This window comes from Paracidovorax sp. MALMAid1276, from assembly GCF_049198005.1.
Taxonomy (GTDB): Bacteria; Pseudomonadota; Gammaproteobacteria; order Burkholderiales; family Burkholderiaceae_C; genus Acidovorax.
The window spans coordinates 1-22,224 of sequence record NZ_JBMIRS010000148.1; the positions used below are offsets into that span (position 1 = coordinate 1).

The window sequence follows — 22,224 nt, forward strand, 5'->3', positions numbered from 1 at the left end:
TCACGCTGAGCCTGTCGAAGCGCAGCGCAGGGCTTTGACAGGCTCAGCCCGAACGGATGGTGGTTGATGAGCCTCCCATTCACCGCTCTTGCACCTTCCACCTGATTGAGAACAACATTTCCCCGGAGACCAAACCCATGCTGCTGACCCAAGACCAGGAAATGATCCGCGACGCGGTGCGCGACTTTGCCCAGACCGAGCTGTGGCCGAACGCCGCGCGCTGGGACAAGGAACACCACTTCCCCAGGGAGGCCCACCAGGGCCTGGCCGCCCTGGGCGCCTACGGCATCTGCGTGCCCGAAGAGTTGGGCGGCGCCAACCTCGACTACCTCACGCTTGCGCTGGTGCTCGAAGAGATTGCCGCCGGTGACGGTGGCACCAGCACCGCCATCAGCGTGACCAACTGCCCCGTCAACGCCATCCTCATGCGCTACGGCAACGCGCAGCAAAAGCGCGACTGGCTCACGCCGCTGGCGCGTGGCGAAATGCTGGGCGCGTTCTGCCTGACCGAGCCGCATGTGGGCTCTGATGCTTCGGCCCTGCGCACCACGGCCGTGAAGCAGGGCGACGAATACATCATCAACGGCGTCAAGCAGTTCATCACCAGCGGCAAGAACGGAAACGTGGCCATCGTGATTGCCGTCACCGACAAGGGCGCAGGCAAGAAGGGCATGAGTGCCTTCCTCGTGCCCACCAGCACGCCGGGCTACGTGGTGGCGCGGCTGGAAGACAAGCTGGGGCAGCACAGCAGCGACACGGCGCAGATCAACTTCGACAACTGCCGCATCCCGGCCGAGAACCTGATTGGCGCGGAAGGAGAGGGCTACAAGATCGCCCTGGGCGCGCTCGAAGGCGGCCGCATCGGCATCGCCGCGCAGAGCGTGGGCATGGCGCGCAGCGCGTTCGACGCGGCGCTGGCCTATTCGAAAGAGCGCGAAAGCTTTGGCACTGCCATCTTCAACCACCAGGCCGTGGGTTTCCGGCTGGCCGACTGCGCCACGCAGATCGAGGCCGCGCGCCAGCTCATCTGGCATGCCGCCGCGCTGCGTGATGCCGGCAAGCCCTGCTTGAAGGAAGCCGCCATGGCCAAGCTGTTTGCCAGCGAGATGGCCGAGCGCGTGTGCAGCGCCGCCATCCAGACCCTGGGCGGCTACGGCGTGGTGAACGACTTCCCGGTGGAGCGCATCTACCGCGACGTGCGCGTGTGCCAGATCTACGAAGGCACGAGCGACGTGCAGAAGATTATCATCCAGCGCGCGCTGGCTTAGGCTGACGGGGCAGGGCGCGTGCGGGCCGCGATGGTGCGAACATCGGGCGCATGAACATCGTCCAGCCCCCCGCGCTTTCCTGGTCGGCTCTGCCCCCGGCCGCCCGATTGGAACTGCTGGGCAATAGTTTTCTGCGTGTGCGCGACGGCTGCACCGTCATGCCCATGCTGGGGGTGGCGGGCTCGGCGTGGCTGCTCGCGCTGGGCCAGTGGCCGCTGGCGGTCACGCTGTGGTGGCTGGCGTCGCTGTCGTTGGTCGGCATGGCCTGGGGCGCCTGGGCGCTGTGGCAGCGCGACCTGAAACAGCTGGCCGCCGGCAGCGCCGACCCCGCCGCGCTGCTGGCGACCTGGCTGCGCCGGGTGCAGCCCCTGGCCGCGTTGTACGGCGCGCTGCTCATGGGCCTGGCCGCCTGTGCCGGGCCCGAGACGCCGTTCGAGCTGCGCGTGGTGCTGGTCTGCGGCGGAACGCTGGTGATGGCGGCGCGTGCCGACCACCAGTCGGCGGCCCTGGTCGTGTACCTGCATTTCTTTTTTGCCAGCCTTGCGGTGGGCCTGCTGTCGCTGCCCTACGTGTTTCCACAGCACTGGCTGTACCTGTTGCCCCTGTACCTGCTGTTTGGCGTGTTCTTGCGCAATGCACGCATCAGCCACCAGTTCTTCCTCAGCCACATCGACCTGAGCGAGCGCTTTCGCGGTGCCAAGAGCGAGGCTGAGCAAGCCCTGGCGGTCAAGAACCAGTTCCTGGCCACCGCCAGCCACGACCTGCGCCAGCCCGTGCACGCCGTGGGGCTGCTGGCGGAGTCCGTGGCGCTGCGCAACCGCGACCCGTCGCTGGCCGGCACGCTGCAGGACCTGCGCCAAGGTGTTCAGTCGCTGCAGTGGATGTGCAATGCGCTGCTGGACCTGTCGCGGATCGAGGCCGGTGCTGTGCAGGCCCGCCTGCAGCCCGTGGCGCTGGCGCCGCTGCTGCAGGAGGTGGGCACCCTGCTGGGCGAATCGGCGCGCACCCGGGGCCTGGCGTTGCGCATGCGCCCGCCGCCGCCGGGAACGCACGTTCAGGCCGATCCCATGCTGCTGCGCCAGTGCGTGGTCAACCTGGTGCACAACGCGCTGCGCTACACACAGCGTGGCGGCGTGCTGCTGGCCGTGCGCCGCCGCGGTGGGGACTGGCAGGTCGAGGTGTGGGACACGGGCCCGGGCGTGGCCGCCGAGGAGCGCGAACGCATCTTCTCGCCCTTCACTCAGAGCAGCGCGCCGCGCGCGGCGGACGACGCGGGCTACGGCCTGGGCCTGGCCGTGGTGGCCCGCTGCGCCGAGCTGATGGAGGCGCCCCTGGGCCTGGCCTCGCGACTGGGGCGGGGATCGCGCTTCTGGCTGCGGCTGCGGCCGGCAGCGCCTGGCAGTAGGCCCAGTGCCACTGCCCCCACCCTGGCCGCGCCGGGCAGCCTGCAAGGCCGCTGCCTGGTGGTGGAGGACGATCCCCAGGTGGCAGCGGGCTGGTTGCAGCTGCTGCAGGACTGGGGGGTGCAGGCGCGCTGTGCAGCCGACGGCGCCGAGGCGCTGGGTCTGCTGCAAGAGGGCTTCGCGCCGCAGGCCATTCTGTGCGACGAGCGGCTGCGCTCGGGTGAAAGCGGGTTCGCACTGCTGCAGCGGCTGGAGGCGCTGTGCCCCACTGCCGCGCTGGCCATGGTCAGTGGCGAATGGGCCTCCCCCGTCCTGCGGCAGGCGGAAGACGAGGGCTATCTGGTGCTGCGCAAGCCGGTGGCGCCAGAGCTGCTTCACACCCTGCTGAGGCAGTGGCTGTCCAATGGGTCAGAAACTATAAAAATGATAGCTGCCAGCGATTGATTGGTAAGCGCTGGAGGCTGATTCAATAAAGATTCTCGGATGCCGTCCACTGCGCCAGCACCGCGTGCAGCTCGGTCGGGTCCACGGGTTTGCGCAGCACCAGATAGCCCTCTTCTTCCGCCTCCTGCAGTGCGGGCGCGTCAAACTCGCCGCTGACCATCGCGCCTCGGGCGGCGGGGCATCGTGCCAGCAGTGCCTGCAGGACCTCATAGCCACTGTCGCCGCTCGACAGCCGTTGGTCGCACAGGATGGCCTGCGGAACGAAGCCGGCATCCAGAAAATCGTGCGCTTGCGCTGGGGTGCGCGCCGTGCGCACGTCCATACCCCAGCCCCGCAGGAGGGCCGACCACCCGCGCAGCACATAGGGATCGTCGTCAAGCACCAGGCAACGCCCGCGCAGCGGGCTTGTGACGGAGGGCGGGGCCTCTGCGCCGGACTCTGGCGCACCCGGGGTGCCCAGCATCGCCGGGGGCAGCGCTTGCAGTTCTATCCAGAAACACGAGCCCTGCCCCGGCCGCGATGCCATACCTTGGCGCGCTCCCATCAGCGCCACGCACCGGGCCACCACCGCCAGGCCCAGCCCGTGCCCGTCGTGCTGCACGCGGCCGGTGCCTTGCGGGCGGTAGAAGGCCCGGTAGATCGCCTCCTGCTCTTGCGGGGCCACGCCTTCTCCCGTGTCCCACACCTCAATCCGCCAATGGCTGCCACGCCTGCGTACGGCCACCAGCACGCCGCCCGCAGGTGTATAGCGCAGGGCGTTGTGCACGAGGTTGGCCACCGCCTGGCGCAGCAGTGCCGGATCGGCCAGAACCTGCGCCTGCAGCGAGGGCGGCCGCAGGCGCAGTGCGAGGCCGCGAGCCGCCGCGTCGTGGGCGAACTGGTGGTGCAAGTCGTCGAACAGCGAGGCCAGCCGTACCGCTGCGGGCCGTTGATCCAATGTGCCGGACTCAATCCGCGACAGGTCCAGCAGCGCATTGAACAGGTGGCTGAGCGAGCGCATGCTCAGCTGCCACTGCTCCACCAGCGGAGGGATGCGCGGGTGGCCGCGGCTTTCGAGCACGATGGCCTCGGCCAGCAAAGCCATGGCGTGCACGGGTTGGCGCAAGTCATGGGCCGCGGTGCTCAGGAACCGGTTCTTTTCATCCAGCGCGGCCTGCGCAGCCGCGCTGGCTTCGCGGTAGCGCTCGGCCAGGTCGCGGCTGCGCTCTTCCAGCAGCACCTGTCGCACGAAGAAACCGTTCGCTGTCACGGCGCTTCGGTCAATCACCAGGGTCATGACCAGCGTCATCGGCAGAACAAAAGGCCAGTACGCGGGAAACGCCCAGGGCAACATCACGAGCCCACACGTCGCGCCCGCCAGCAGCATCCGGTACGCGGGCAGCGTTGCCGACATCTGCGCCGCGTTGGCCGCAAGAATGCCCGCCAGCGTGATGTACAGCAGCAGCAAGAATTCATACCCGGCGTGGCCCAGGCAAACGGCCACCGACAGCGACATGCCGATGCCGTGGACCAGGGCCAACCCGCAAACCCGCCGGTGCCAGCGAGGGAGCAGTGCTTGCGGGGGCTCCACCCCGCGCGACCGACGGTAGTGTCGGTGGGCCCACCACACACCCAGCAGCACCGGGACATAGGCGGCCCCCCACCAGAACAGCCCCGTTCCCTGACCACCTTGCCAGTTCAGAAGCAGACCGAACAGCAGCCCCATTGCAGGCATGGCGCACATGCTCAGCCGCAGACGCGCGAAAGAGGCCTCCAGCAGCAGCAGCCGGCCCGACAGACTGGGCAAGCCGGGTACGCCATCTGCCGCCGCCGGAGACGCCGTCATCATTGCGCCAACCGCCCGTCTGGGACAGGGTCCGGCGCCAGCCAGCGCGTCAGCAGCAAGTGCAGTTCAGACATGTCCACCGGTTTCTTCAGAACAAGATAGCCCTCGTCCTCCGCGAGGCGCAGCTGGGGTGCGTCAAACTCGCCGCTCACCATGGCACCCCGCGCGCTGGGGCGGCGTGCCAGCAAGGCTTTCAGCACGTCAAACCCGCTTTCGCCAGAGCGCAGCCGCTGGTCGCAGAGCACCACGTCGATGGGCGGTCCGGATTCCACATGCGCAAAGGCCTGCTGCGCATCCGACGCCAGGCATACCTCCAGCCCCCAACTGCCCAGCAGCGCGGTCCAGGCGCTGAGCACATGCGGGTCATCGTCCAGCACCAGGCAGCGGCCCTGCAGCAGATGAGACGGGGGCGGTGCAGGCGCGTCGGTTGCACCGCCGCCCTTGGCATCGACCGGGCGCGCAGCCGCCGGAAGCTGCAGCCAGAAGCAAGAGCCTGCACCGAGGCGCGACTGCAGCCCGTGCTGCGCCCCCATCAAAGCAACGCAACGCGCCACCACCGCCAAGCCCAGGCCATGCCCTTCCTTGTTGATGTGCCAGGCATGCTGCGGTCGGTAGAAGGGTTGGTATATCTGGGTGCGCTCCTGCAGCGCCACACCCATGCCGGTATCCCACACCTCGATGCGCCACTCTCCGCGCCGCCCGCGCGCGCCGATCAAGACTCCGCCCTGTCGGGTATAGCGCAGCGCGTTGTGCACGAGGTTGCTCAGCGACTGTCTCAGCAATGCAGCGTCGGCCTGCACCATGGCGCCTGCAGGCGGCCGGTGGACCCGCAGGCGCAGCCCGCGCGAGCGCGCTTCAGCTTGAAACTGGATCTCCAGCTCGCCGAACAGTCGCGCCAGCGCCAGCGGCTCGGGCCACGCGGCCAGCTGGCCGGATTCGATCTTGGACAGGTCCAGCAGCGAGTTGAACATCAGCTGCACCGACTGCAGGTTCAGCCGCAGGTCGGACAGCGGCGCTGCCAGGGCCTCGTCGCGGTTGCGCAGGGCAATCGCCTCGGTGAGCAGGCCCATCGCATGCACGGGCTGGCGCAGGTCGTGCGCAGCGGTGCTCAGAAAGCGGTTTTTTTCGGCCAGCGCGGCCTGGGCGACGTCGCGCGCCTCGCGGTACTGGGCCGACAGCTGCTGGCCCCGCTCTTCCAGCCAGGTTTGATGCACGAAGAAGCGGTGTGCGGTACGCGAGTGGCGATAGATGGTGAAGGTGTGCAGCAACGACAGCGGCAGGATGAAAAACCAGCGGTCCGGAAACAGCCACGGCTGCGCCAGAAGCGCAGCATTCCACCCCGCCATGAAGAAGCGCATGAACACGCTCAGCACCGGCGTCTGGTGCGTGGCGTTGCCCGCCACGATGGCTGCATTCGTCACCAATAGCAGCAGCGCGAAGTCGTAGCTGGCATGGCCCGCCACGATGAACACCGGCGCCGTGGTGCCTGCGCCATGCAGCAGCGCGCAGGCCTCCAGGCGCGGGCGCCAGCGCTGCATCAGCGCCTCCGGGGCCAGCTGCGCCTGCTCACGCCGAAAGGCGCGGCGCAGGGTGAACGATGCGGTCGCGAAGACCACGTAGAACCCCATCCACCACCACATCCACCGCGCGTCGTGGTGCATGCCGTAGAACAGCGTGAGCGCCAAGGCCACCAGGGGCAGCACCATGATGCTGGTGTGCAGGCGCTGGTAGGTCATCTCCAGCAGGCGTGCCTGGCCCGCCATGCTCACCGCCTGCAGCGTGCCTTCCTTGTTGGTGCCACTGCCGCCGCCGGGCTCAGGCAGCGGCGTTGCAGAGTGTGCGGCCTCCGCGTTGCTGGGATGGCTGCTGTGGTCGGGGGTGGCAGCCGCCATGGCGACGCCTGCGACGGTGGAGGTCATCGCCAGCCGGGGCCCGGTGTCAATCGGCGTCGGCTGAAGGCAGCACCAGCCGCTTGCCACGCAGCCTTGTGATCGCCTCCACCCGCGTGCGCGCGCCCAAGCGCTGCAGGATGGCGCTCATGTGCTCCTTCACCGTGCTTTCCGACAGGTTGTATTGCAACGCGATGCGCTTGTTGGGCAGCCCCTGAAGCACCAGGGCCAGGATCTCGCCCTGGCGGGTGGACAAACCCAGCTCCACGGGCGTTACCGGCAGGTCCCGGTTGCGGGCGGCTGCATGGGCCCCGGGCGTGGCCAGGAACCATGTCATGCCGCCCAGCAGCGCCTCCACCGCGCGCGCAAAGGTCTCGGGCGGCTCCTGCTTGTGCACAAAACCCTGCGCGCCAGCAGCCTGCACGCGCGCAGCAATGCCGGGGTCGTCGTCGCCGCTCACCACGACCAGGGGGGTGTGGGGGCATTGCGCGCGCAGCTGGGCGATCAGGTCCAGCGCGGCGCCGTCGGCCAGCCAGAAATCGATGAGCGCGATGTCCGGCGCCGACTGCCGGTCGGCCAGCGCCTGCCACAGCCCGGGCGCGTCCGGGACGGTCACCACGTCCAGGCCGGGCAGCCTGCTGCGTAGAAACTCGGCCACGCCGCGCGCCACCAGGGGGTGGTCGTCCAGGATCAAGGCGTAGGCAGCAGGCATGGCAGGTGGACGGGTGGCCGGGGTTGGGCGGGCAGGCAGGAAAAAGGGAGATGAAAGGCCGAAGTCGCTGGCGGAACAGGGCCGCCGGGGTGGGCAGCACCGGGCGGCGCACTACCCGCAGATTCTGACGAGTGTGCACGGCACGGCATTGCGCGCAAACCCTACGTCGGTAGGGTTTGCGCGGCGGCCCGCGCTGCACAGAATCCGCCCTTCTTTCGCCTCGGCGCGGCGGAGGGGGCGGCTGGTTGACCGGCTGCGCCTGAGCGCGCCGGCGCGTGCCCGCCATCCCGCCTGACTTCAAGGAGTGTTTTGTCCATGACCCTTTCCCAGCCCCTGCGCCACTGGCCTGCCAAGGCCCCCCTGCGTGCAGCACCCGCTGCGCTGGCCCTTGCGATGCTTGCCGCCTGCGGTGGCGGCGATGGCGACGGAACATCGCCCCCCGTGGCCGGGGCCTACACGGTGGGCGGCGCACTCAGCGGCCTGGCTGCCAGCCGCAGCGTGACGCTGCAGAACAACGCAGGCAACGACCTGCAGCTGTCCGCCAATGGCAACTTCGAGTTCGGCACCCGGCTCGACCACGGCGTGGCCTACGCCGTCACCGTCAAGACGCAACCCACGGGCCAGCGCTGCACCGTGGCGCAGGGCACCGGCACCGCCACCAGCAACGTCTCCAACGTGCAGGTGCGCTGCGAAAACCTGGCCGCCGCCACCTACACCGTGGGCGGGGCTGTGTCGGGCCTCACGGGCAGCGGCCTGGTGCTGCAGAACAACGGCCGCGACGACCTTGCGGTGTCGGCCAACGGCGGCTTCAGCTTTGCCACCGCGCAGGCGGGCGGCACGGCCTACGCCGTGACCGTGCGCACCCAGCCCGCTGGCCAGAGCTGCACGGTGGTCGGCGGCACAGGCACCGTGGCGGCCGCGCACGTGACTTCGGTGGAAGTGAGGTGTGCCAACAGTCCCGCAGCGACCGGGTTCCCGGAGGGGGACTGGAAGCAGCAGGCTTGCAATCAAGCGGGGACGGGGCAATGGGCGCGCTCGCTGTGGCGTGTGACGCGCCAGGCCGACAACCGGGTGAGCGTGCGCCAGGGGGTGGTCACTTTCACCGACCCCAACTGCACCGGCGCGGGGACGCCCCGCGAGGAGTTGATGTTCGACGTCGGACAGTTCCAGTTTGACCGGCGCGACAGCACGGCCACGTTGACTGCCTTCTGGGGGCCGTGGCTGTTGCCCTCAGGCCGGACCACACGCACGATCTGGGCGCTCAAGGGGGGTTACTTCTGCCTGCTGGGCGGAGAAGACAGCCTGGCTTTGCCAACGGCGGCCCGGGTCGAGGAGTACACGGACGTGTTCATCCCGTCCAAGGCCTGCTACACCCGTAACTGACAGAGGGGCGACGCGGGTGTGCCTCGGTGCACCCGCCGGCGCAGCGCAGGCTACCGGGCAAGCGCCCGTTTGCTGCGAAAAAAAGGCAAACCGCCAGGTGGCTCATCCCGGCGGTTTGCTTTTTTTTTCTTGGCGGGTGCGAAATCGGACCCGCCTGTGCCCGATGAATTATTTGGCCAGCTCGGCGGCGGTTTCCGCATCCAGTCGGCCCGACTGGGACAGCCCGCGATCCTTCTGGAATGCACGCAATGCGCTGGCCGTCCGGCCCCCCATGGCGCCGTCGGGCGTGCCTGCGTTGAAGCCCAGCTCATTCAGGCGCGCCTGGGCATCGCGCAGGCTGATGCTGCCGCCGGTGGCGGCAACACTGCTGCCCCCGCGCGGCGCCGACGTCTGCGAAGGCGGCGCCGCACCATCCACACCCAGCCGCCCGCCGCCGCCCAGGCCCTGGCCCTTCACCGTCTGGGCCTTGTAGTTGCGCAGCGACAGCACCATCTGGTTGAACGCATCCATGAACGCGGCGGCAATCACCTTGCCTTCGGCGGTGTTCGAGTAGCCGCCCATGCGCGCCCCGCCCGATCCGCCCAGCAGCTGGCCCATGGCGCCAAAGTCGGTCTTCGACGCGCTGCCCTCCGACGCTGCCACCTGCACGCCCGAGCGGTTGTCGATCAGCGTGAGCAGCGCGCTGGCCTCCTTGGTGTTCATGCTGCCGCCAATGGCCGCCAGCAGGCCGCCCGCGCGCCCGCCCACCAGGCCGCCGAGCGAGGCAGAGGCACCGCCCGCGTTGTTGTTCTGGAACACGATCTCGGGCGACAGGCCATAGTCCGACGCCACCATCTGGCCCTGGCCGAAGTTGCTGCCCTGGCGCATCTCGCCGCCCTGCATCAGCGCGCGCTCGCGCGTCATGGCATTCATGCCGGCGGCGCCGCGCTCCACCACCACAAAGCAGTTCGACTGCTGCACCAGCAGGCGCAACAGGTTGGCGGTGGGCGGCAGGCGGTACTGGTCGCGCAGCACGGTGTACCAGCCGGCCTGCTGGTTCTCGATCAGCGAGACGGTGCCCAGCGGGCTGTCGCAACGCTCCAGCGCACTGCTGGCGCCGGTGGACGCACCCCCCGCGGCGCTGCCCGTGGCCACGGTCTTGGCCTCGGCGCTGCCCATGCGCATGTGGGTAGTTTCGCAGCCTGCCAGCATCAGCGCGGGCGCCAGTGCGGCACCCATCGCCGCCAGGCGCCAACCCTTCGCGGCGGGGTGGCCCGGGGTTGCGGGGTGCGGCGTGCACAAGGGATCGGAAAATGAGGCAGACGCCGTGCGGCGCCCACGGGCGGGGGTCTTGGTCATAGGTCTACAAGCCGAAACTAAAAGAAGGGGGAACACAAAGAAAGAACGCGAAGCCCGAGGGCCACGCGGCGGAAAGAGGCCTAAAGAGGCCGAAACAGGTGCGATGCCGTGCTGTGCCAGGCCCTGCCAGGTGATGCAAAACAAGACCGACCACAAAGCAAAGCCCGGTAAAAAAGCCCGGTAAACACCACCAGCACCACGCACGCGCCCGGAGGGCTGATCTTTGGCCCGCAGGCGCCGTCCGACAACCCGACCGAAGGAGGGTGTGGGGCAGACCCGCCACGGTGCGTGGAGGACAATGCGGCACCGGCCGCGCGCGCCCACCCGGGGTGCCGATGCCCGCCGGGTGTTGTTTCCCCTGTCACCCATTCCCATGCACCGACGCCAGTTTCACCACGCCACCGCCGCCGCCCTGTGGGGCGCCTGGGCCCTGGCCACGCCCGCCACGGCCCAGTCGTCGCTCACGCTGGCCAGCCTGACATCGGCCGAGGCCTCACGCGGCGTGAAGGCCGCACTCACCCAGGGGGCGCAGGCGGCCGTGCAGCTGCTGGGCCGCACCGATGGCTTTCTGGGCAATCCGCGCGTGCGCATCGGCCTGCCGGGCTACCTCGAAGACGCGGGCAAGGTGCTCCGGTCCATGGGCCAGGGGCGGCGGGTGGACGAGCTCGTCACCGCCATGAACCGCGCCGCCGAGGCCGCCGTGCCGCTGGGCAAGGACCTGCTGGTGCAGGCCGTGCAGACTATGACGGTGACCGACGCCAAGAACATCCTCACGGGCGGCAGCACCTCCGTCACCGCCTTCTTTGCCGAAAAGACCCGCGCCGCGCTGGCCGAGCGCTTTCTGCCCGTGGTGCAGCAGGCCACCGACCAGGTGGGCCTGGCCGCCCGCTACAACGCCGTGGCGGGCAAGGCCGCCAGCTTCGGGCTGCTCAGGCCTGAAGAATCGAACGTGGCGCAGTACGTCACCGGCAAGACGCTGGACGGCCTGTACACCATCATCGGCGAGGAAGAGCGGCGCATCCGCCAGAACCCGGCCGGTGCCGGCAGCGACATCCTGCGCCGCGTGTTCGGGGTGCTGCGCTGATGGCAAAAAGCCAGCCCCCCACGTCGGCCGCACCCTGCCCCTGCGGGCGCCTGCAGGGCCAGGGCGCCAAGGCCCGCCCCGTGCCGTATGCAGCCTGCTGCGGCCGCTACCTGGACCACTGGGACACCCAGCCCGCGCCCGACGCCGAGCACCTCATGCGCTCGCGCTACACCGCCTTTGTGCGCGAGCGCGCCGACTACCTGCTGGCCACCTGGCACGCCAGCCGCCGCCCCGCACAGCTCGGCTTCGAGCCCGGCGCCCAATGGCTGGGCCTGCAGGTGCGCGGCCACCGGGTGCAGGACGCCGACCACGCCGAAGTGGAATTCGTCGCCCGCCACCGCGTGGGCGGCCGCGCGGTGCGCCTGCACGAGACCAGCCGCTTCGTGCGCGAAGGGGGGCGGTGGTTCTATGTGGACGGGGACCTGGATGGAGGCAGTCCGGGGGATGGGTCCGGCACGCACACCATCCCAGAATTTGAATAAAAACAGCCTTTAGCGCTTTATGTATAAGGCTTTTAAGCTATGAAATTTGAAGCAATTCTGTTCGACTGCGACGGCGTGCTGGTCGACAGCGAGCCCATCACCAACGGCGTGCTGCGCACCATGCTCAACGAAGCCGGCTGGGCCATCACGCACGAAGAGTGCATGGACTACTTCATCGGCCGCACCGTGCGCAGCGCCACCGCGCGCATCGAGGCCGAAACCGGCCGCCCGCTGACCGACGAGTGGATGGCCGCGTTCTACGAGCGGCGCAACATCGCGCTGACCGAGCGCCTGCTGGCCATCGACCACATCCACCCCGCCATCGAGCGCGTGCACGCCCACCATGGCGGGCGCATCGCCTGCGCCTCGGGGGCCGACCGCTTCAAGGTCGAGATGCAGCTGGCCAAGGTCGGCCTGATGCCGTATTTCGACGGCCGCATCTTCAGCGGCCACGAGGTGCCGCGCACCAAGCCCGCGCCCGACGTCTACCTGGCCGCCGCCGCCGCACTGCAGGTGCCGCCTGAGCGCTGCGCGGTGGTGGAAGACTCCGCCATCGGCGTGGCCGCCGGCGTGGCGGCGGGCGCCACCGTGTTCGCCTATGCGCCCCCGGGCGCCGCAGAGGCGCCGCTGCGCGCCGCCGGGGCCCGCCACGTGTTTGCCAGCATGGCCGAGCTGCCGGTGCTGCTGGGCTGCTGACAGGGACCGTCAGGGCCGCGTATCCGGCGCCGGGGTTGTGGGCACGCCCTGCTCCTCGGCCGCCCGCAGCTGCGCGGCCATCGCGCGCTGGTAGCCGGGCCGCGCCTGCAGCCGCTGCCAATAGGCTTGCGTGGCCGGCCCAAACTGTGCATCCAGCCCCAGGTGCTGCGCCAGCAGCAGCGCATACCCCACCGCCACATCCGCCGCCGTGAACCGGCCCGCGCACAGGTGCTCGCCGCCGCTGCGGATCAACGCCGTCTCCACCGCCCGCAGCCGGGCCAGAAACCAGCGGCTGTAGTCCTCCACCACCTGCGGCTGCTGGCGCTCTGCGGTCTCAAACCGGCCATAGCGCAGCACCAGCGTTTGTGGAAACGTCAGCGTGGCGTCGCTCATGTGCAGCCAGTTCAGGTAGGCGCCGTAGGCCGGATGCGTGGGCGCCACGTCCAGCCCAGCGTCGGGGTGTGTGGCCGCGAGGTACTGGCACATGGCGGCGGATTCGGTCATGCGCACCTCGTTCGGTGCCGCGCCCTGCACCAGCAGCGGCACCGTGCCCAGCGGGTTCTCGTCCAGAAACCACCGCGCCTTGGCGCGGGGTGGGAAAGGAAGCATGTGGAGCTGGTAGGGGAGTTGCAGCTCTTCGAGCATCCACAGGGGGCGGAAGGAGCGGGCGCTGACGCAGTGGTGGAGGTGGAGCATGGCAAGCAGGTCGAAGTCAAGGGCCAGTGTAGTGACGCTGCAATGCTGTGGCGTGACGCCACCTGTCACGGTGGGTGCAAATCATGCCGTGTGGGTCTGGCGGCGAAATTCGGCAGGCGAGTGCCCCGTCCACCCCCGGAACGCCCGGATAAAACTCTTCTCGTTCTCAAACCCCGCCGCCTCCGCCACCTGCTTGATCGGCCGCTGCGTGCGGTGCAGCAGCTCCACCGCGCGGGTGCGACGCACCTCGTCCTTCAACCCCTGCAGCGTGGCGCCTTCTTCCTTCAGCTGCCGGTGCAGCGTACGCGGCGACACATGCAGCAGCGCGGCCAGTGATTCGGCGCTGTGCTGGGGCAGGGCATGGGCGGGCTGGCCGGGCAGGGGGGCGGCCAGCAGCTGGCGCACGCGCTGCACCAGCAGGCGGTCGCGGCGGTAGTGCAGCACCGTGAGGGGCAGGGCGTGTTGCAGCATCTGGCGCAGGGCCTGTTCGTCGCGGCGCAGGGGCAGGTGCAGGTAGCGGGCGTCGAAGTGGATGGCCGTGCGCGGCGCGCTAAAGCTGGCGGGGCTGCGGAACAGCACGGCGTAGGCGTCGGCGTGTGGCGGCGCGTCAAACGCAAACTCGGCGGAGATGAGGGGGATGCGCGAGTCCACCATCCAGCAGGCCAGGCCGTGGGCATTGCGCAGCACCGACACCAGGCAGAACTCGCGCAGCGCGCCCAGGTCGCGCGCTTCGGTAATGCGCAGGGTGGCGGTGTCGCCCTCGGTGCTCAGCTGCAGTGCAATGTCGTCCGTCAGCAGCCCGTGGTGGCGGCACCAGCGGGCCAGGGCCACCTGCAGCGTGGGCGAGCTGATGCTGGCACGCGCCAGCATGCCGTAGCTGCCCCAGGGCAGGCGGCGGCTGAACCAGCCCAGGGCTTCGTCGTCCAGCTCCTGCATGGCGGCGTCGGAGATCTGCTCCATCTGCCACGCGGTGATGCGGGCACTGTTATCGTGCAGCAGTTGCGGCGCAATCTGTGCCTGGGCCAGGGCGCGCTCGGGGCTCAGGCCGCGCTGCGTGTAGGCCCATGCAATCGCGCGCACGAAGGCGATGGGCGTGGCGGCAGGGGCAGATGCGGCGGCAGCAAGCAGGCGGGGGGCGGCTGGGGCGGGCGGTTTCACGCCGCAGAGTGTGCCAGTGGTGGCACGATTTGCAACCATTGTGTCCACCCTCCGGGTGCGCAGGCTTCTATGCTTACGGATCGCCGCCCGCAGAGCCCATGGTTTGCAGGGCCGGATGACAGAGCCGAGGAGACAACACCCGTGACGAGCAGCACCGCCGCAACGAAGCACAACTCCGCACCGCTGGTGGACAGCCACGCCCGTGGCGCCAGCGACGTTCCCCTGATCGAGCAGACCATCGGCGCGTTTTTTGCCGACATGGTGGCCCGCCAGCCCGACCGCGAGGCGCTGGTCAGCAAGCACCAGGACCGCCGCTACACCTATGCCCAGCTGCAGGCCGAGGCGCACCGCCTGGCCAGCGCGCTGCTGGGCATGGGGCTCACCCCCGGCGACCGCGTGGGCATCTGGTCGCACAACAACGCCGAATGGGTGCTGATGCAGCTGGCCACCGCGCAAGTGGGCCTGGTGCTGGTCAACATCAACCCGGCCTACCGCACGGCCGAGGTGGAATACGCGCTGAACAAGGTGGGCTGCCAGCTGCTGGTGAGCATGGCCCGCTTCAAGACCAGCGACTACCTGGGCATGCTGCGCGAGCTGGCACCCGAGTGGCAGGGCCAGCCGCCGGGCCAGTTGCACGCGGCCAGGCTGCCGCAGCTGAAGACCGTGGTGTGGATCGACGGCGAAGCCGGGCAGGGCGCCGACGAGCCCGGTCTGCTGCGCTTTACCGACCTGCTGGCGCGCGGCAATGCGGCCGACCCGCGTCTGGCGCAGGTGGCAGCGACGCTGAAGGCCACCGACCCCATCAACATCCAGTTCACCAGCGGCACCACGGGCTTCCCCAAGGGCGCCACGCTCACGCACCGCAACATCCTGAACAACGGCTTCTTCATCGGCGAATGCATGAAGCTCACGCCCGAGGATCGCCTGTGCATCCCCGTGCCGCTGTACCACTGCTTTGGCATGGTGCTGGGCAACCTGGCCTGCTTCACGCATGGCGCCACCATCGTCTACCCCAACGACGGGTTTGACCCGCTCACGGTGCTGCAAACGGTGCAGGATGAGCGCTGCACCGGCCTGCACGGCGTGCCCACGATGTTCATCGCCGAGCTGGACCACCCTCGGTTTGCCGAGTTCAACCTGAGCACCCTGCGCACCGGCATCATGGCCGGATCGCCATGCCCCACCGAGGTGATGAAGCGCGTGGTGGAGCAGATGAACCTGCGCGAGATCACCATCGCCTACGGCATGACCGAGACCAGCCCCGTGAGCTGCCAAAGCAGCACCGACACGCCACTGGACAAGCGCGTATCGACCGTGGGCCAGGTGCAGCCGCACCTGGAGATCAAGATCGTGGACCCGGACACGGGTGCCGTGGTGCCCATCGGCCAGCGCGGCGAGTTCTGCACCAGGGGCTATTCCGTCATGCACGGCTACTGGGGCGACGAGGCCAAGACCCGTGAAGCCATCGATGCAGACGGCTGGATGCACACCGGCGATCTGGCCACCATGGATGCCGAGGGCTATGTGAACATCGTCGGCCGTATCAAGGACATGGTGATTCGCGGCGGCGAGAACATCTACCCGCGCGAGATCGAAGAGTTCCTATACCGCCACCCGCAGGTGCAGGATGTGCAGGTGGTGGGCGTCCCCGACCAGAAGTACGGCGAGGAACTCTGCGCCTGGATCGTCGCCAAACCCGGTTCATCGCCCACCGAAGACGACATCCGCGCGTTCTGCAAGGGCCAGATTGCGCACTACAAGGTGCCGCGCTATATCCGCTTTGTCACCAGCTTTCCGATGACGGTGACGGGCAAGATCCAGAAGTTCAAGATCCGCGACGAGATGAAGGATCTGCTCGGCCTGGAAGAACAAAAGACTGCTTGAAGAGCACACACATGACCATTCTCGACACCCAACTCAACCCCCGCTCGGCGGACTTCCAAGCCAATGCCAGCGCCATGCGTGCCGTGGTGGAAGACCTGCGCGCCCAGCAAGACAAGATTGCCCAGGGCGGCGGCGAGGCCGCCCGCGCCAAACACACCGCGCGCGGCAAGCTGCTGCCGCGCGATCGCGTGGCCAATTTGCTGGACCCGGGCACCCCCTTCCTGGAGCTGGCCCCGCTGGCGGCGCTCAACATGTACAACAACGACGCACCGGGCGCGGGCCTCATCGCCGGCATCGGCCGCGTGAGCGGGGTGGACTGCATGATCGTGTGCAACGACGCCACGGTGAAGGGCGGCACCTATTACCCCATGACGGTGAAAAAGCACCTGCGCGCGCAGGAGGTGGCCGCGCAGAACCGCCTGCCCTGCATCTACCTGGTCGACTCGGGCGGCGCCAACCTGCCCAACCAGGACGACGTGTTCCCCGACCGTGACCACTTCGGCCGCATCTTCTTCAACCAGGCCAACATGAGTGCCCAGGGCATCGCGCAGATCGCGGTGGTCATGGGCAGCTGCACGGCCGGCGGCGCCTATGTGCCGGCCATGAGCGACGAGTCCATCATCGTCAAGAACCAGGGCACCATCTTTCTGGGCGGCCCGCCCCTGGTGAAGGCCGCCACGGGCGAGGTGGTAAGCGCCGAAGACCTGGGCGGCGGCGATGTGCACACGCGCCTGTCGGGTGTGGCCGACCACCTAGCGCAGAACGACCTGCATGCGCTGCAGCTGGCGCGCACGGCGGTGCGCAATTTGAATAAAAAAAAGGCGGAAGCAGCTGCTGATCAAGCGCCGGTAGCTCCTAAATTTGCAGCAGAGGAGCTGTATGGCGTGATCCCTGTGGACACCCGCAAGCCCTTCGACGTGCGCGAGATCATTGCGCGCGTGGTGGACGGCAGCGAGTTCGACGAGTTCAAGGCCCGTTTCGGCAGCACCCTGGTGTGCGGTTTTGCGCGCATCGAGGGCATGCAGGTGGGCATCATCGCTAACAACGGCATTTTGTTCAGCGAGAGCGCGCAGAAGGGCGCGCATTTCATCGAGCTGTGCTGCCAGCGCAAGATCCCGCTGGTGTTTTTGCAGAACATCACCGGCTTCATGGTGGGCCGCAAGTACGAAAACGAAGGCATCGCCCGCCACGGCGCCAAGCTGGTCACCGCCGTGGCCACGGCGAGCGTGCCCAAGTTCACCATCATCATCGGCGGCAGCTTTGGTGCGGGCAACTACGGCATGTGCGGCCGCGCATACAGCCCCCGCTTCCTCTGGATGTGGCCCAACGCGCGCATCAGCGTGATGGGCGGCGAGCAGGCCGCGAGCGTGCTCGCCACCGTCAAACGCGACGGCATCGAGGCCAAGGGCGGCCAGTGGAGCATGGAGGAAGAAGAAGCCTTCAAGGCCCCCATCCGCCGCCAGTACGAAGAGCAGGGCCACCCCTACTACGCCTCCGCCCGCCTGTGGGACGACGGTGTGATCGACCCGGCCGACACGCGCCGCGTGCTGGCGCTGGGCCTGTCGGCCACGCGCAATGCGCCGATCGAAGACACCAAGTTCGGCATCTTCCGCATGTGAGGCGGCCGATGGATGCCGTGGCCCACTTCACCCAGCTTGCACGCTACAACGTGTGGGCCACGGCGCGCCTGCTGGGCGCTGTGCGTGCCGTGGGCGAGGCGGACTACCGGCGTGATGTGGGCCTGTTTTTCAAGAGCATCCATGGCACGCTCAACCACCTGCTGGTGGGCGAGCATCTGCTGTGGTTCGAGCGCTTTGCCGAAGGGCGGTCGCCCACGGTGGCGCTGGACACGGAGGTGGAGCACGACCGCGCGCAGCTGGACGCCCGGCTGCGTGACGGCGCCGCCCGCTGGGAGCCGCTCGTTGTCTCGTTCCAGCACGACCGCTGGAACAGCACGCTCGACTACACCACCATGCGCGGCACGGCCGCATCGCTGCCGTTTGCCGCCACGCTGGCCCATGTGTTCAACCACGGCACGCACCACCGGGGCCAGATCACGGCGGCCTTGACCGCCCTGGGCCAGCCTTGCCCGGTGCTGGACCTTGTCTACTTTCTGCAAAACCCTTCCCAGCCATGAGCAGCCAGAACCTGACCATCACCCAAACCGGCGCCGTGGCGCGCATCACGCTCACCCAGCCCGAGGTGCGCAACGCCTTCAGCGACGAAGTCATCGCCGAGATCACTGCGGCCTTCACCGATGTGGGCAACCGCGCCGATGTGCGCGCCGTGGTGTTGGCGGCCGAGGGCCCGGCCTTCTGCGCCGGTGCCAACCTCAACTGGATGCGCCGCATGGCCGACTACACGCGGGATGAAAACCTGGCGGATGCGACCAAGCTGGCCGAGATGCTGCGCGTGATCTACGAGTGCCCCAAACCCACGGTGGCACGCGTGCAGGGCGACGTGTACGCAGGCGGCATGGGTCTGGTGGCCGCGTGTGACATGGCCGTGGCGGTGGACACGGCGGGCTTTTGCCTCAGCGAGGTGAAGCTGGGGCTCATCCCCGCCACCATCAGCCCCTATGTGATCCGCGCCATGGGCGCACGGGCCGCGCACCGCTACTTTCTGACGGCCGAGCGCTTTGGCGCGGCCGAGGCGCTGCGCATCGGCTTTGTGCACAGCGTGGTGGCGGCCGACCTGCTCGACGCCAAGGTCGATGAACTGCTCAAGGCCCTGACCAGCGCCAGCCCCAACGCCGTGCGCGCCTGCAAGAAGCTGGTGCTGGATGTGGCTGAGCGTGAAATCAATGCCAGCCTGGTTGCCGCCACCGTGGAAGGCATTGCCGACATCCGCGCCAGCGATGAGGGGAAGGAAGGCGTTCAGTCCTTCCTGAACAAACGCAAACCGAGCTGGTTATGAGTCACTCCCCTGAGGCGCTGCGCGCCTTCCCCCCGCTCTCGCTGCGCTGCGCGCATCGGGCAGGGGGACGACGCCCTCGCTGCGGGGCGGCCCTTGCTCGGCGTCCCTGGCCTGATGCGCGCCAGTGGTTGCGGTCAGCTGTCTCTCGCTGTGCCGGGGGGAACTGCTGAAATGGACACCCTCTGGTTCAACATCGTGCAGTGGCTCCACACGCTGGGGCTGCATGTGGATGGCGACACGGCGCGCGCCGTGGGCGATGCGGCGGCCAACGCCACCGCGCAGCTCGACATGCCCAGCCTGCTGGCGCTGGCGGCTGCGCTGGGCTGGGCCAGCGGGTTCCGGCTGTATGCCGTGGTGTTCCTGGTGGGGATGATGGGTGTGCTGGGCTGGATGCCGCTGCCGCCCGGCCTGGCCATGCTGCAGCACCCGCTGGTGCTGATGGTCAGTGGCTTCATGTTGCTGGTGGAGTTCTTTGCCGACAAGGTGCCCTGGGTGGACAGCGCCTGGGACACCGTGCACGCCTTCATTCGCGTGCCTGCGGGCGCCGCCCTGGCCTACGGCGTGTTTGGTGCTGACAACGCCACGATGGCCGTGGTGGCGGGGCTGCTGGGTGGGTCTCTGTCGGCCACGGCGCTGGCCACCAAGATGACCACGCGGGCGGCAGTCAACACCTCGCCCGAGCCGTTTTCCAACTGGGGCCTGTCGCTTTTTGAAGATGGTCTGGTGGTGGCGGTGGTGTGGCTGGCCACGCAGTACCCGGTGGCGTTTGGTGTGGCGCTGGTGGTGATGGTGGCCGTGTCGGTGCTGCTGCTGGTGGTGCTGTTCAAGTTTCTGCGCGCCGTGGTGCGGCGCTTGTCTTCTTTCTTTTCTGGTTCTGCCAAGGTGGCTTAGATGTTTACGAAAATTTTGATTGCCAATCGCGGTGAGATCGCTTGCCGAGTGGCCGCTACGGCCAAGCGTCTGGGTGTGAAGACCGTCGCCGTGTATTCCGACGCCGACGCCAATGCCAAGCACGTGGCGGTCTGCGACGAGGCCGTGCACATCGGCGGCAGCGCGCCCAAGGACAGCTACCTGCGCTGGGAGCGCATCATCGAGGCCGCCAAGGCCACGGGCGCGCAGGCTATCCATCCCGGCTACGGTTTCTTGAGCGAGAACGAGGACTTCGCGCAGGCCTGCGCGGCGGCGGGCCTGGTGTTCATTGGCCCCCCTGCCTCGGCCATCAAGGACATGGGCCTGAAGGCCGAGTCCAAGCAGCTCATGGAAAAGGCCGGTGTGCCCCTGGTGCCCGGCTACCACGGCGCCGACCAGGACCCGGCCCTGCTGCAGCGCGAGGCCGACCGCATCGGCTACCCCGTGCTCATCAAGGCCAGCGCGGGCGGCGGTGGCAAGGGCATGCGTGCGGTGGACAAGAGCGAAGACTTCGCCGCCGCGCTCGAATCGTGCAAGCGCGAGGCCATCAACAGCTTTGGCGACGACGCGGTGTTGGTGGAAAAGTATGTGCAGCGCCCCCGCCACATCGAGATCCAGGTGTTTGGCGACACGCATGGCGACGTGGTGTACCTGTTCGAGCGCGACTGCTCGGTGCAGCGCCGCCACCAGAAGGTGCTGGAAGAAGCCCCCGCCCCCGGCATGACGCCCGCACTGCGCCAGCAGATGGGCGAGGCCGCCGTGGCCGCCGCCAAGGCCGTGAACTACGTGGGCGCGGGCACGGTGGAGTTCATCGTCGAGCAGCCGGGCGGCTACGAGCGGCCCGACCAGATGAAGTTCTATTTCATGGAGATGAACACCCGCCTGCAGGTGGAGCATCCGGTCACCGAGGCCATCACCGGCCTGGACCTGGTGGAGTGGCAGCTGCGTGTGGCCTCGGGCGAACCGCTGCCCGTCAAGCAGGCCGATCTGCGCATCACCGGCCACGCCATCGAAGCCCGCATCTGTGCCGAGAACCCCGACAACAACTTCCTGCCTGCCACGGGCGCGCTCAACGTGTATGCGCTGCCCGAGTGCGTGACGTTTGAAAGGGGCGCCGTGCGCGTGGACTCTGGCGTGCGCCAGGGCGATGCAATCAGCCCCTTCTACGACTCCATGGTGGCCAAGCTCATCGTGCATGGCGACACGCGCGAGCAGGCACTGGCGCGGCTCGATGATGCGCTGGCGCAGACGCACATCGTGGGTCTGGCGACCAACGTGCAGTTCTTGCGCCGCGTCGCGAAGACGGATGCGTTTGCGCAAGCCCAGCTCGACACCGCGCTCATCCAGCGTGAGCAGGCCGTGCTGTTCCATCAGGAGCCCGTCGGCCTGCCTCTGGCTGCGGCCGCTGCGGTGGCGCAAACGCTGCTGAAGGAGCGCGCCAGCGAGGGCGTGGACCCATTCAGCCGCCGCGATGGCTTCCACACCCATGGTGTGGTGCAGCGCCGCTTTGAGTTCGAGTTTGGTGGCGAGCATGCCAAGGCGCTCCTCACGTATGAGCGCGGCGGCAGCCTGCATCTGGCCGTGGGCGAGGGCGAAGCCGCCGTGGCCGGTCCGCTGGTGTTTGCCGCGCAGGCCGATGGCATCGAGCTGCAGTTTGCGGGCCAGCGCACCCGCGCCGCCGTGTACGCACAGGGCGAGGTAGATCATGTGTTTACCCCGCTGGGAGCCACGCAGATCACCGCCATCGACCTGCTGGCCCATGCTGGCGAGGTGGCGGCCGAAGGCGGGCGCCTCACGGCCCCTATGCCTGGCAAGGTGGTGTCGTTTGCGGTGAAGGCGGGCGACACGGTGGCCAAGGGCCAGCCCCTGGCGGTGATGGAAGCCATGAAGATGGAACACACCATTGCCGCACCTGCGGATGGTGTGGTGCAGGAATTGCTCTACGCGCCGGGCGACCAGGTGACGGAGGGGGCCGAACTGCTCAAGCTGGTGGCGGCGGAAAAGGCTTGAGGCCATACCCTGGGCAGCGCGGCCACGCCTGGCTCCGTCCGTTCGGGCTGAGCTTGTCGAAGCCAGGGCGCTGCGTGAATAGCCTTTCGACAGGCTCAGGGCGAACCCGGAAAGTCTGGGAGCATCG

18 protein-coding genes are annotated in these 22,224 nt (G+C 68.4%); 12 read left to right on the forward strand and 6 right to left on the reverse strand.

All coding sequences use genetic code 11. The features are described from left to right. Window positions 1–137 precede the first annotated feature (137 nt). On the forward strand, window positions 138–1,268 hold the full coding sequence (locus ACOQFS_RS09985) for an acyl-CoA dehydrogenase family protein (RefSeq protein ID WP_421562730.1): 1,131 nt from the start codon (window positions 138–140) through the stop codon (window positions 1,266–1,268). A gap of 50 nt (window positions 1,269–1,318) precedes the next feature. After that, window positions 1,319–3,115: a hybrid sensor histidine kinase/response regulator gene (locus ACOQFS_RS09990; protein ID WP_421562731.1), complete on the forward strand. Its 1,797-nt coding sequence runs from the start codon at window positions 1,319–1,321 to the stop codon at window positions 3,113–3,115. Window positions 3,116–3,137: 22 nt separating this feature from the next. Here ACOQFS_RS09990 and ACOQFS_RS09995 read toward each other — a convergent pair whose 3' ends face one another. The 3 genes from ACOQFS_RS09995 to ACOQFS_RS10005 are packed head-to-tail and all read right to left on the reverse strand — an operon-like array spanning window position 3,138 to window position 7,541. After that, entirely contained in the window at window positions 3,138–4,940 is a 1,803-nt protein-coding gene (locus ACOQFS_RS09995) for an ATP-binding protein (protein ID WP_421562732.1), read from the reverse strand. Continuing rightward, window positions 4,940–6,859 carry a hybrid sensor histidine kinase/response regulator gene (locus ACOQFS_RS10000; RefSeq protein ID WP_421562733.1) on the reverse strand — a complete coding sequence of 640 codons (1,920 nt, stop codon included), beginning with the start codon at window positions 6,857–6,859 and terminating at the stop codon, window positions 4,940–4,942. Before ACOQFS_RS10000 ends, ACOQFS_RS09995 begins: the two co-directional genes overlap by 1 nt. A gap of 19 nt (window positions 6,860–6,878) precedes the next feature. Next, window positions 6,879–7,541, reverse strand: a complete 663-nt coding sequence (locus ACOQFS_RS10005; protein ID WP_421562734.1) for a LuxR C-terminal-related transcriptional regulator — start codon at window positions 7,539–7,541, stop codon at window positions 6,879–6,881. A 315-nt stretch (window positions 7,542–7,856) separates the two neighbouring features. On the opposite strand from ACOQFS_RS10005, the gene ACOQFS_RS10010 reads away from it, so the two are divergent. Next, a complete protein-coding gene (locus ACOQFS_RS10010) occupies window positions 7,857–8,924 on the forward strand; it encodes a hypothetical protein (protein ID WP_421562735.1) in 1,068 nt (355 codons plus the stop codon). 168 nt (window positions 8,925–9,092) lie between these two features. On the opposite strand, the gene ACOQFS_RS10015 is transcribed toward ACOQFS_RS10010, so the two are convergent. Further along, complete coding sequence (locus ACOQFS_RS10015) at window positions 9,093–10,142, reverse strand: peptidoglycan-binding protein (protein WP_421562747.1); 1,050 nt, start codon at window positions 10,140–10,142, stop codon at window positions 9,093–9,095. 493 nt (window positions 10,143–10,635) lie between these two features. Here ACOQFS_RS10015 and ACOQFS_RS10020 point away from each other — a divergent pair, with 493 nt between their 5' ends. Genes ACOQFS_RS10020 through ACOQFS_RS10030 form a run of 3 tightly spaced genes read left to right on the forward strand, consistent with a single transcriptional unit; the run spans window position 10,636 to window position 12,524 of the window. Then, a complete protein-coding gene (locus tag ACOQFS_RS10020; RefSeq protein ID WP_421562736.1) occupies window positions 10,636–11,346 on the forward strand; it encodes a DUF4197 domain-containing protein in 711 nt (236 codons plus the stop codon). Continuing rightward, a complete protein-coding gene (locus tag ACOQFS_RS10025) occupies window positions 11,346–11,828 on the forward strand; it encodes a YchJ family protein (protein WP_421562737.1) in 483 nt (160 codons plus the stop codon). Before ACOQFS_RS10020 ends, ACOQFS_RS10025 begins: the two co-directional genes overlap by 1 nt. Before the next feature lie 39 nt (window positions 11,829–11,867). Next, entirely contained in the window at window positions 11,868–12,524 is a 657-nt protein-coding gene (locus tag ACOQFS_RS10030) for an HAD family hydrolase (RefSeq protein ID WP_421562738.1), read from the forward strand. A 9-nt stretch (window positions 12,525–12,533) separates the two neighbouring features. Here ACOQFS_RS10030 and ACOQFS_RS10035 read toward each other — a convergent pair whose 3' ends face one another. Together ACOQFS_RS10035 and ACOQFS_RS10040 are read right to left on the reverse strand one after the other, a co-directional pair. Further along, a complete protein-coding gene (locus tag ACOQFS_RS10035) occupies window positions 12,534–13,220 on the reverse strand; it encodes a glutathione S-transferase family protein (RefSeq protein ID WP_421562739.1) in 687 nt (228 codons plus the stop codon). An 81-nt stretch (window positions 13,221–13,301) separates the two neighbouring features. Further along, window positions 13,302–14,417, reverse strand: coding sequence for an AraC family transcriptional regulator (locus ACOQFS_RS10040; RefSeq protein WP_421562740.1), 1,116 nt, complete (start codon window positions 14,415–14,417; stop codon window positions 13,302–13,304). A 102-nt stretch (window positions 14,418–14,519) separates the two neighbouring features. On the opposite strand from ACOQFS_RS10040, the gene ACOQFS_RS10045 reads away from it, so the two are divergent. The 6 genes from ACOQFS_RS10045 (at window position 14,520) to ACOQFS_RS10070 (ending at window position 22,097) form a co-directional block, all read left to right on the forward strand. Further along, window positions 14,520–16,262 (forward strand): AMP-binding protein, encoded by a 1,743-nt coding sequence (locus tag ACOQFS_RS10045; RefSeq protein ID WP_421562741.1) that lies wholly within the window; start codon window positions 14,520–14,522, stop codon window positions 16,260–16,262. An 11-nt stretch (window positions 16,263–16,273) separates the two neighbouring features. Continuing rightward, a complete protein-coding gene (locus tag ACOQFS_RS10050; RefSeq protein WP_421562742.1) occupies window positions 16,274–17,881 on the forward strand; it encodes a carboxyl transferase domain-containing protein in 1,608 nt (535 codons plus the stop codon). A gap of 8 nt (window positions 17,882–17,889) precedes the next feature. Beyond that, a complete protein-coding gene (locus ACOQFS_RS10055; protein WP_421562743.1) occupies window positions 17,890–18,399 on the forward strand; it encodes a DinB family protein in 510 nt (169 codons plus the stop codon). Then, on the forward strand, window positions 18,396–19,178 hold the full coding sequence (locus ACOQFS_RS10060) for an enoyl-CoA hydratase/isomerase family protein (protein ID WP_421562744.1): 783 nt from the start codon (window positions 18,396–18,398) through the stop codon (window positions 19,176–19,178). The genes ACOQFS_RS10055 and ACOQFS_RS10060 overlap by 4 nt, the downstream gene beginning before the upstream one ends. Window positions 19,179–19,349: 171 nt before the next feature. Continuing rightward, window positions 19,350–20,069, forward strand: coding sequence for a DUF4126 domain-containing protein (locus tag ACOQFS_RS10065; RefSeq protein WP_421562745.1), 720 nt, complete (start codon window positions 19,350–19,352; stop codon window positions 20,067–20,069). After that, window positions 20,070–22,097: an acetyl-CoA carboxylase biotin carboxylase subunit gene (locus ACOQFS_RS10070; RefSeq protein WP_421562746.1), complete on the forward strand. Its 2,028-nt coding sequence runs from the start codon at window positions 20,070–20,072 to the stop codon at window positions 22,095–22,097. Window positions 22,098–22,224: the final 127 nt, after the last annotated feature.

Coding starts and splice junctions, on each gene's coding strand:
- ACOQFS_RS09995 (WP_421562732.1), bottom strand. CDS start 4,940: ATGACGGCGTCTCCGGCGGCGGCAGATGGCGTACCCGGCTTGCCCAGT.
- ACOQFS_RS10025 (WP_421562737.1), top strand. CDS start 11,346: ATGGCAAAAAGCCAGCCCCCCACGTCGGCCGCACCCTGCCCCTGCGGG.
- ACOQFS_RS09990 (WP_421562731.1), top strand. CDS start 1,319: ATGAACATCGTCCAGCCCCCCGCGCTTTCCTGGTCGGCTCTGCCCCCG.
- ACOQFS_RS10010 (WP_421562735.1), top strand. CDS start 7,857: ATGACCCTTTCCCAGCCCCTGCGCCACTGGCCTGCCAAGGCCCCCCTG.
- ACOQFS_RS10000 (WP_421562733.1), bottom strand. CDS start 6,859: ATGACCTCCACCGTCGCAGGCGTCGCCATGGCGGCTGCCACCCCCGAC.
- ACOQFS_RS10005 (WP_421562734.1), bottom strand. CDS start 7,541: ATGCCTGCTGCCTACGCCTTGATCCTGGACGACCACCCCCTGGTGGCG.
- ACOQFS_RS10035 (WP_421562739.1), bottom strand. CDS start 13,220: ATGCTCCACCTCCACCACTGCGTCAGCGCCCGCTCCTTCCGCCCCCTG.
- ACOQFS_RS10030 (WP_421562738.1), top strand. CDS start 11,868: ATGAAATTTGAAGCAATTCTGTTCGACTGCGACGGCGTGCTGGTCGAC.
- ACOQFS_RS10060 (WP_421562744.1), top strand. CDS start 18,396: ATGAGCAGCCAGAACCTGACCATCACCCAAACCGGCGCCGTGGCGCGC.
- ACOQFS_RS10055 (WP_421562743.1), top strand. CDS start 17,890: ATGGATGCCGTGGCCCACTTCACCCAGCTTGCACGCTACAACGTGTGG.
- ACOQFS_RS10070 (WP_421562746.1), top strand. CDS start 20,070: ATGTTTACGAAAATTTTGATTGCCAATCGCGGTGAGATCGCTTGCCGA.
- ACOQFS_RS10040 (WP_421562740.1), bottom strand. CDS start 14,417: ATGGTTGCAAATCGTGCCACCACTGGCACACTCTGCGGCGTGAAACCG.
- ACOQFS_RS09985 (WP_421562730.1), top strand. CDS start 138: ATGCTGCTGACCCAAGACCAGGAAATGATCCGCGACGCGGTGCGCGAC.
- ACOQFS_RS10015 (WP_421562747.1), bottom strand. CDS start 10,142: ATGGGTGCCGCACTGGCGCCCGCGCTGATGCTGGCAGGCTGCGAAACT.
- ACOQFS_RS10020 (WP_421562736.1), top strand. CDS start 10,636: ATGCACCGACGCCAGTTTCACCACGCCACCGCCGCCGCCCTGTGGGGC.
- ACOQFS_RS10065 (WP_421562745.1), top strand. CDS start 19,350: ATGGACACCCTCTGGTTCAACATCGTGCAGTGGCTCCACACGCTGGGG.
- ACOQFS_RS10050 (WP_421562742.1), top strand. CDS start 16,274: ATGACCATTCTCGACACCCAACTCAACCCCCGCTCGGCGGACTTCCAA.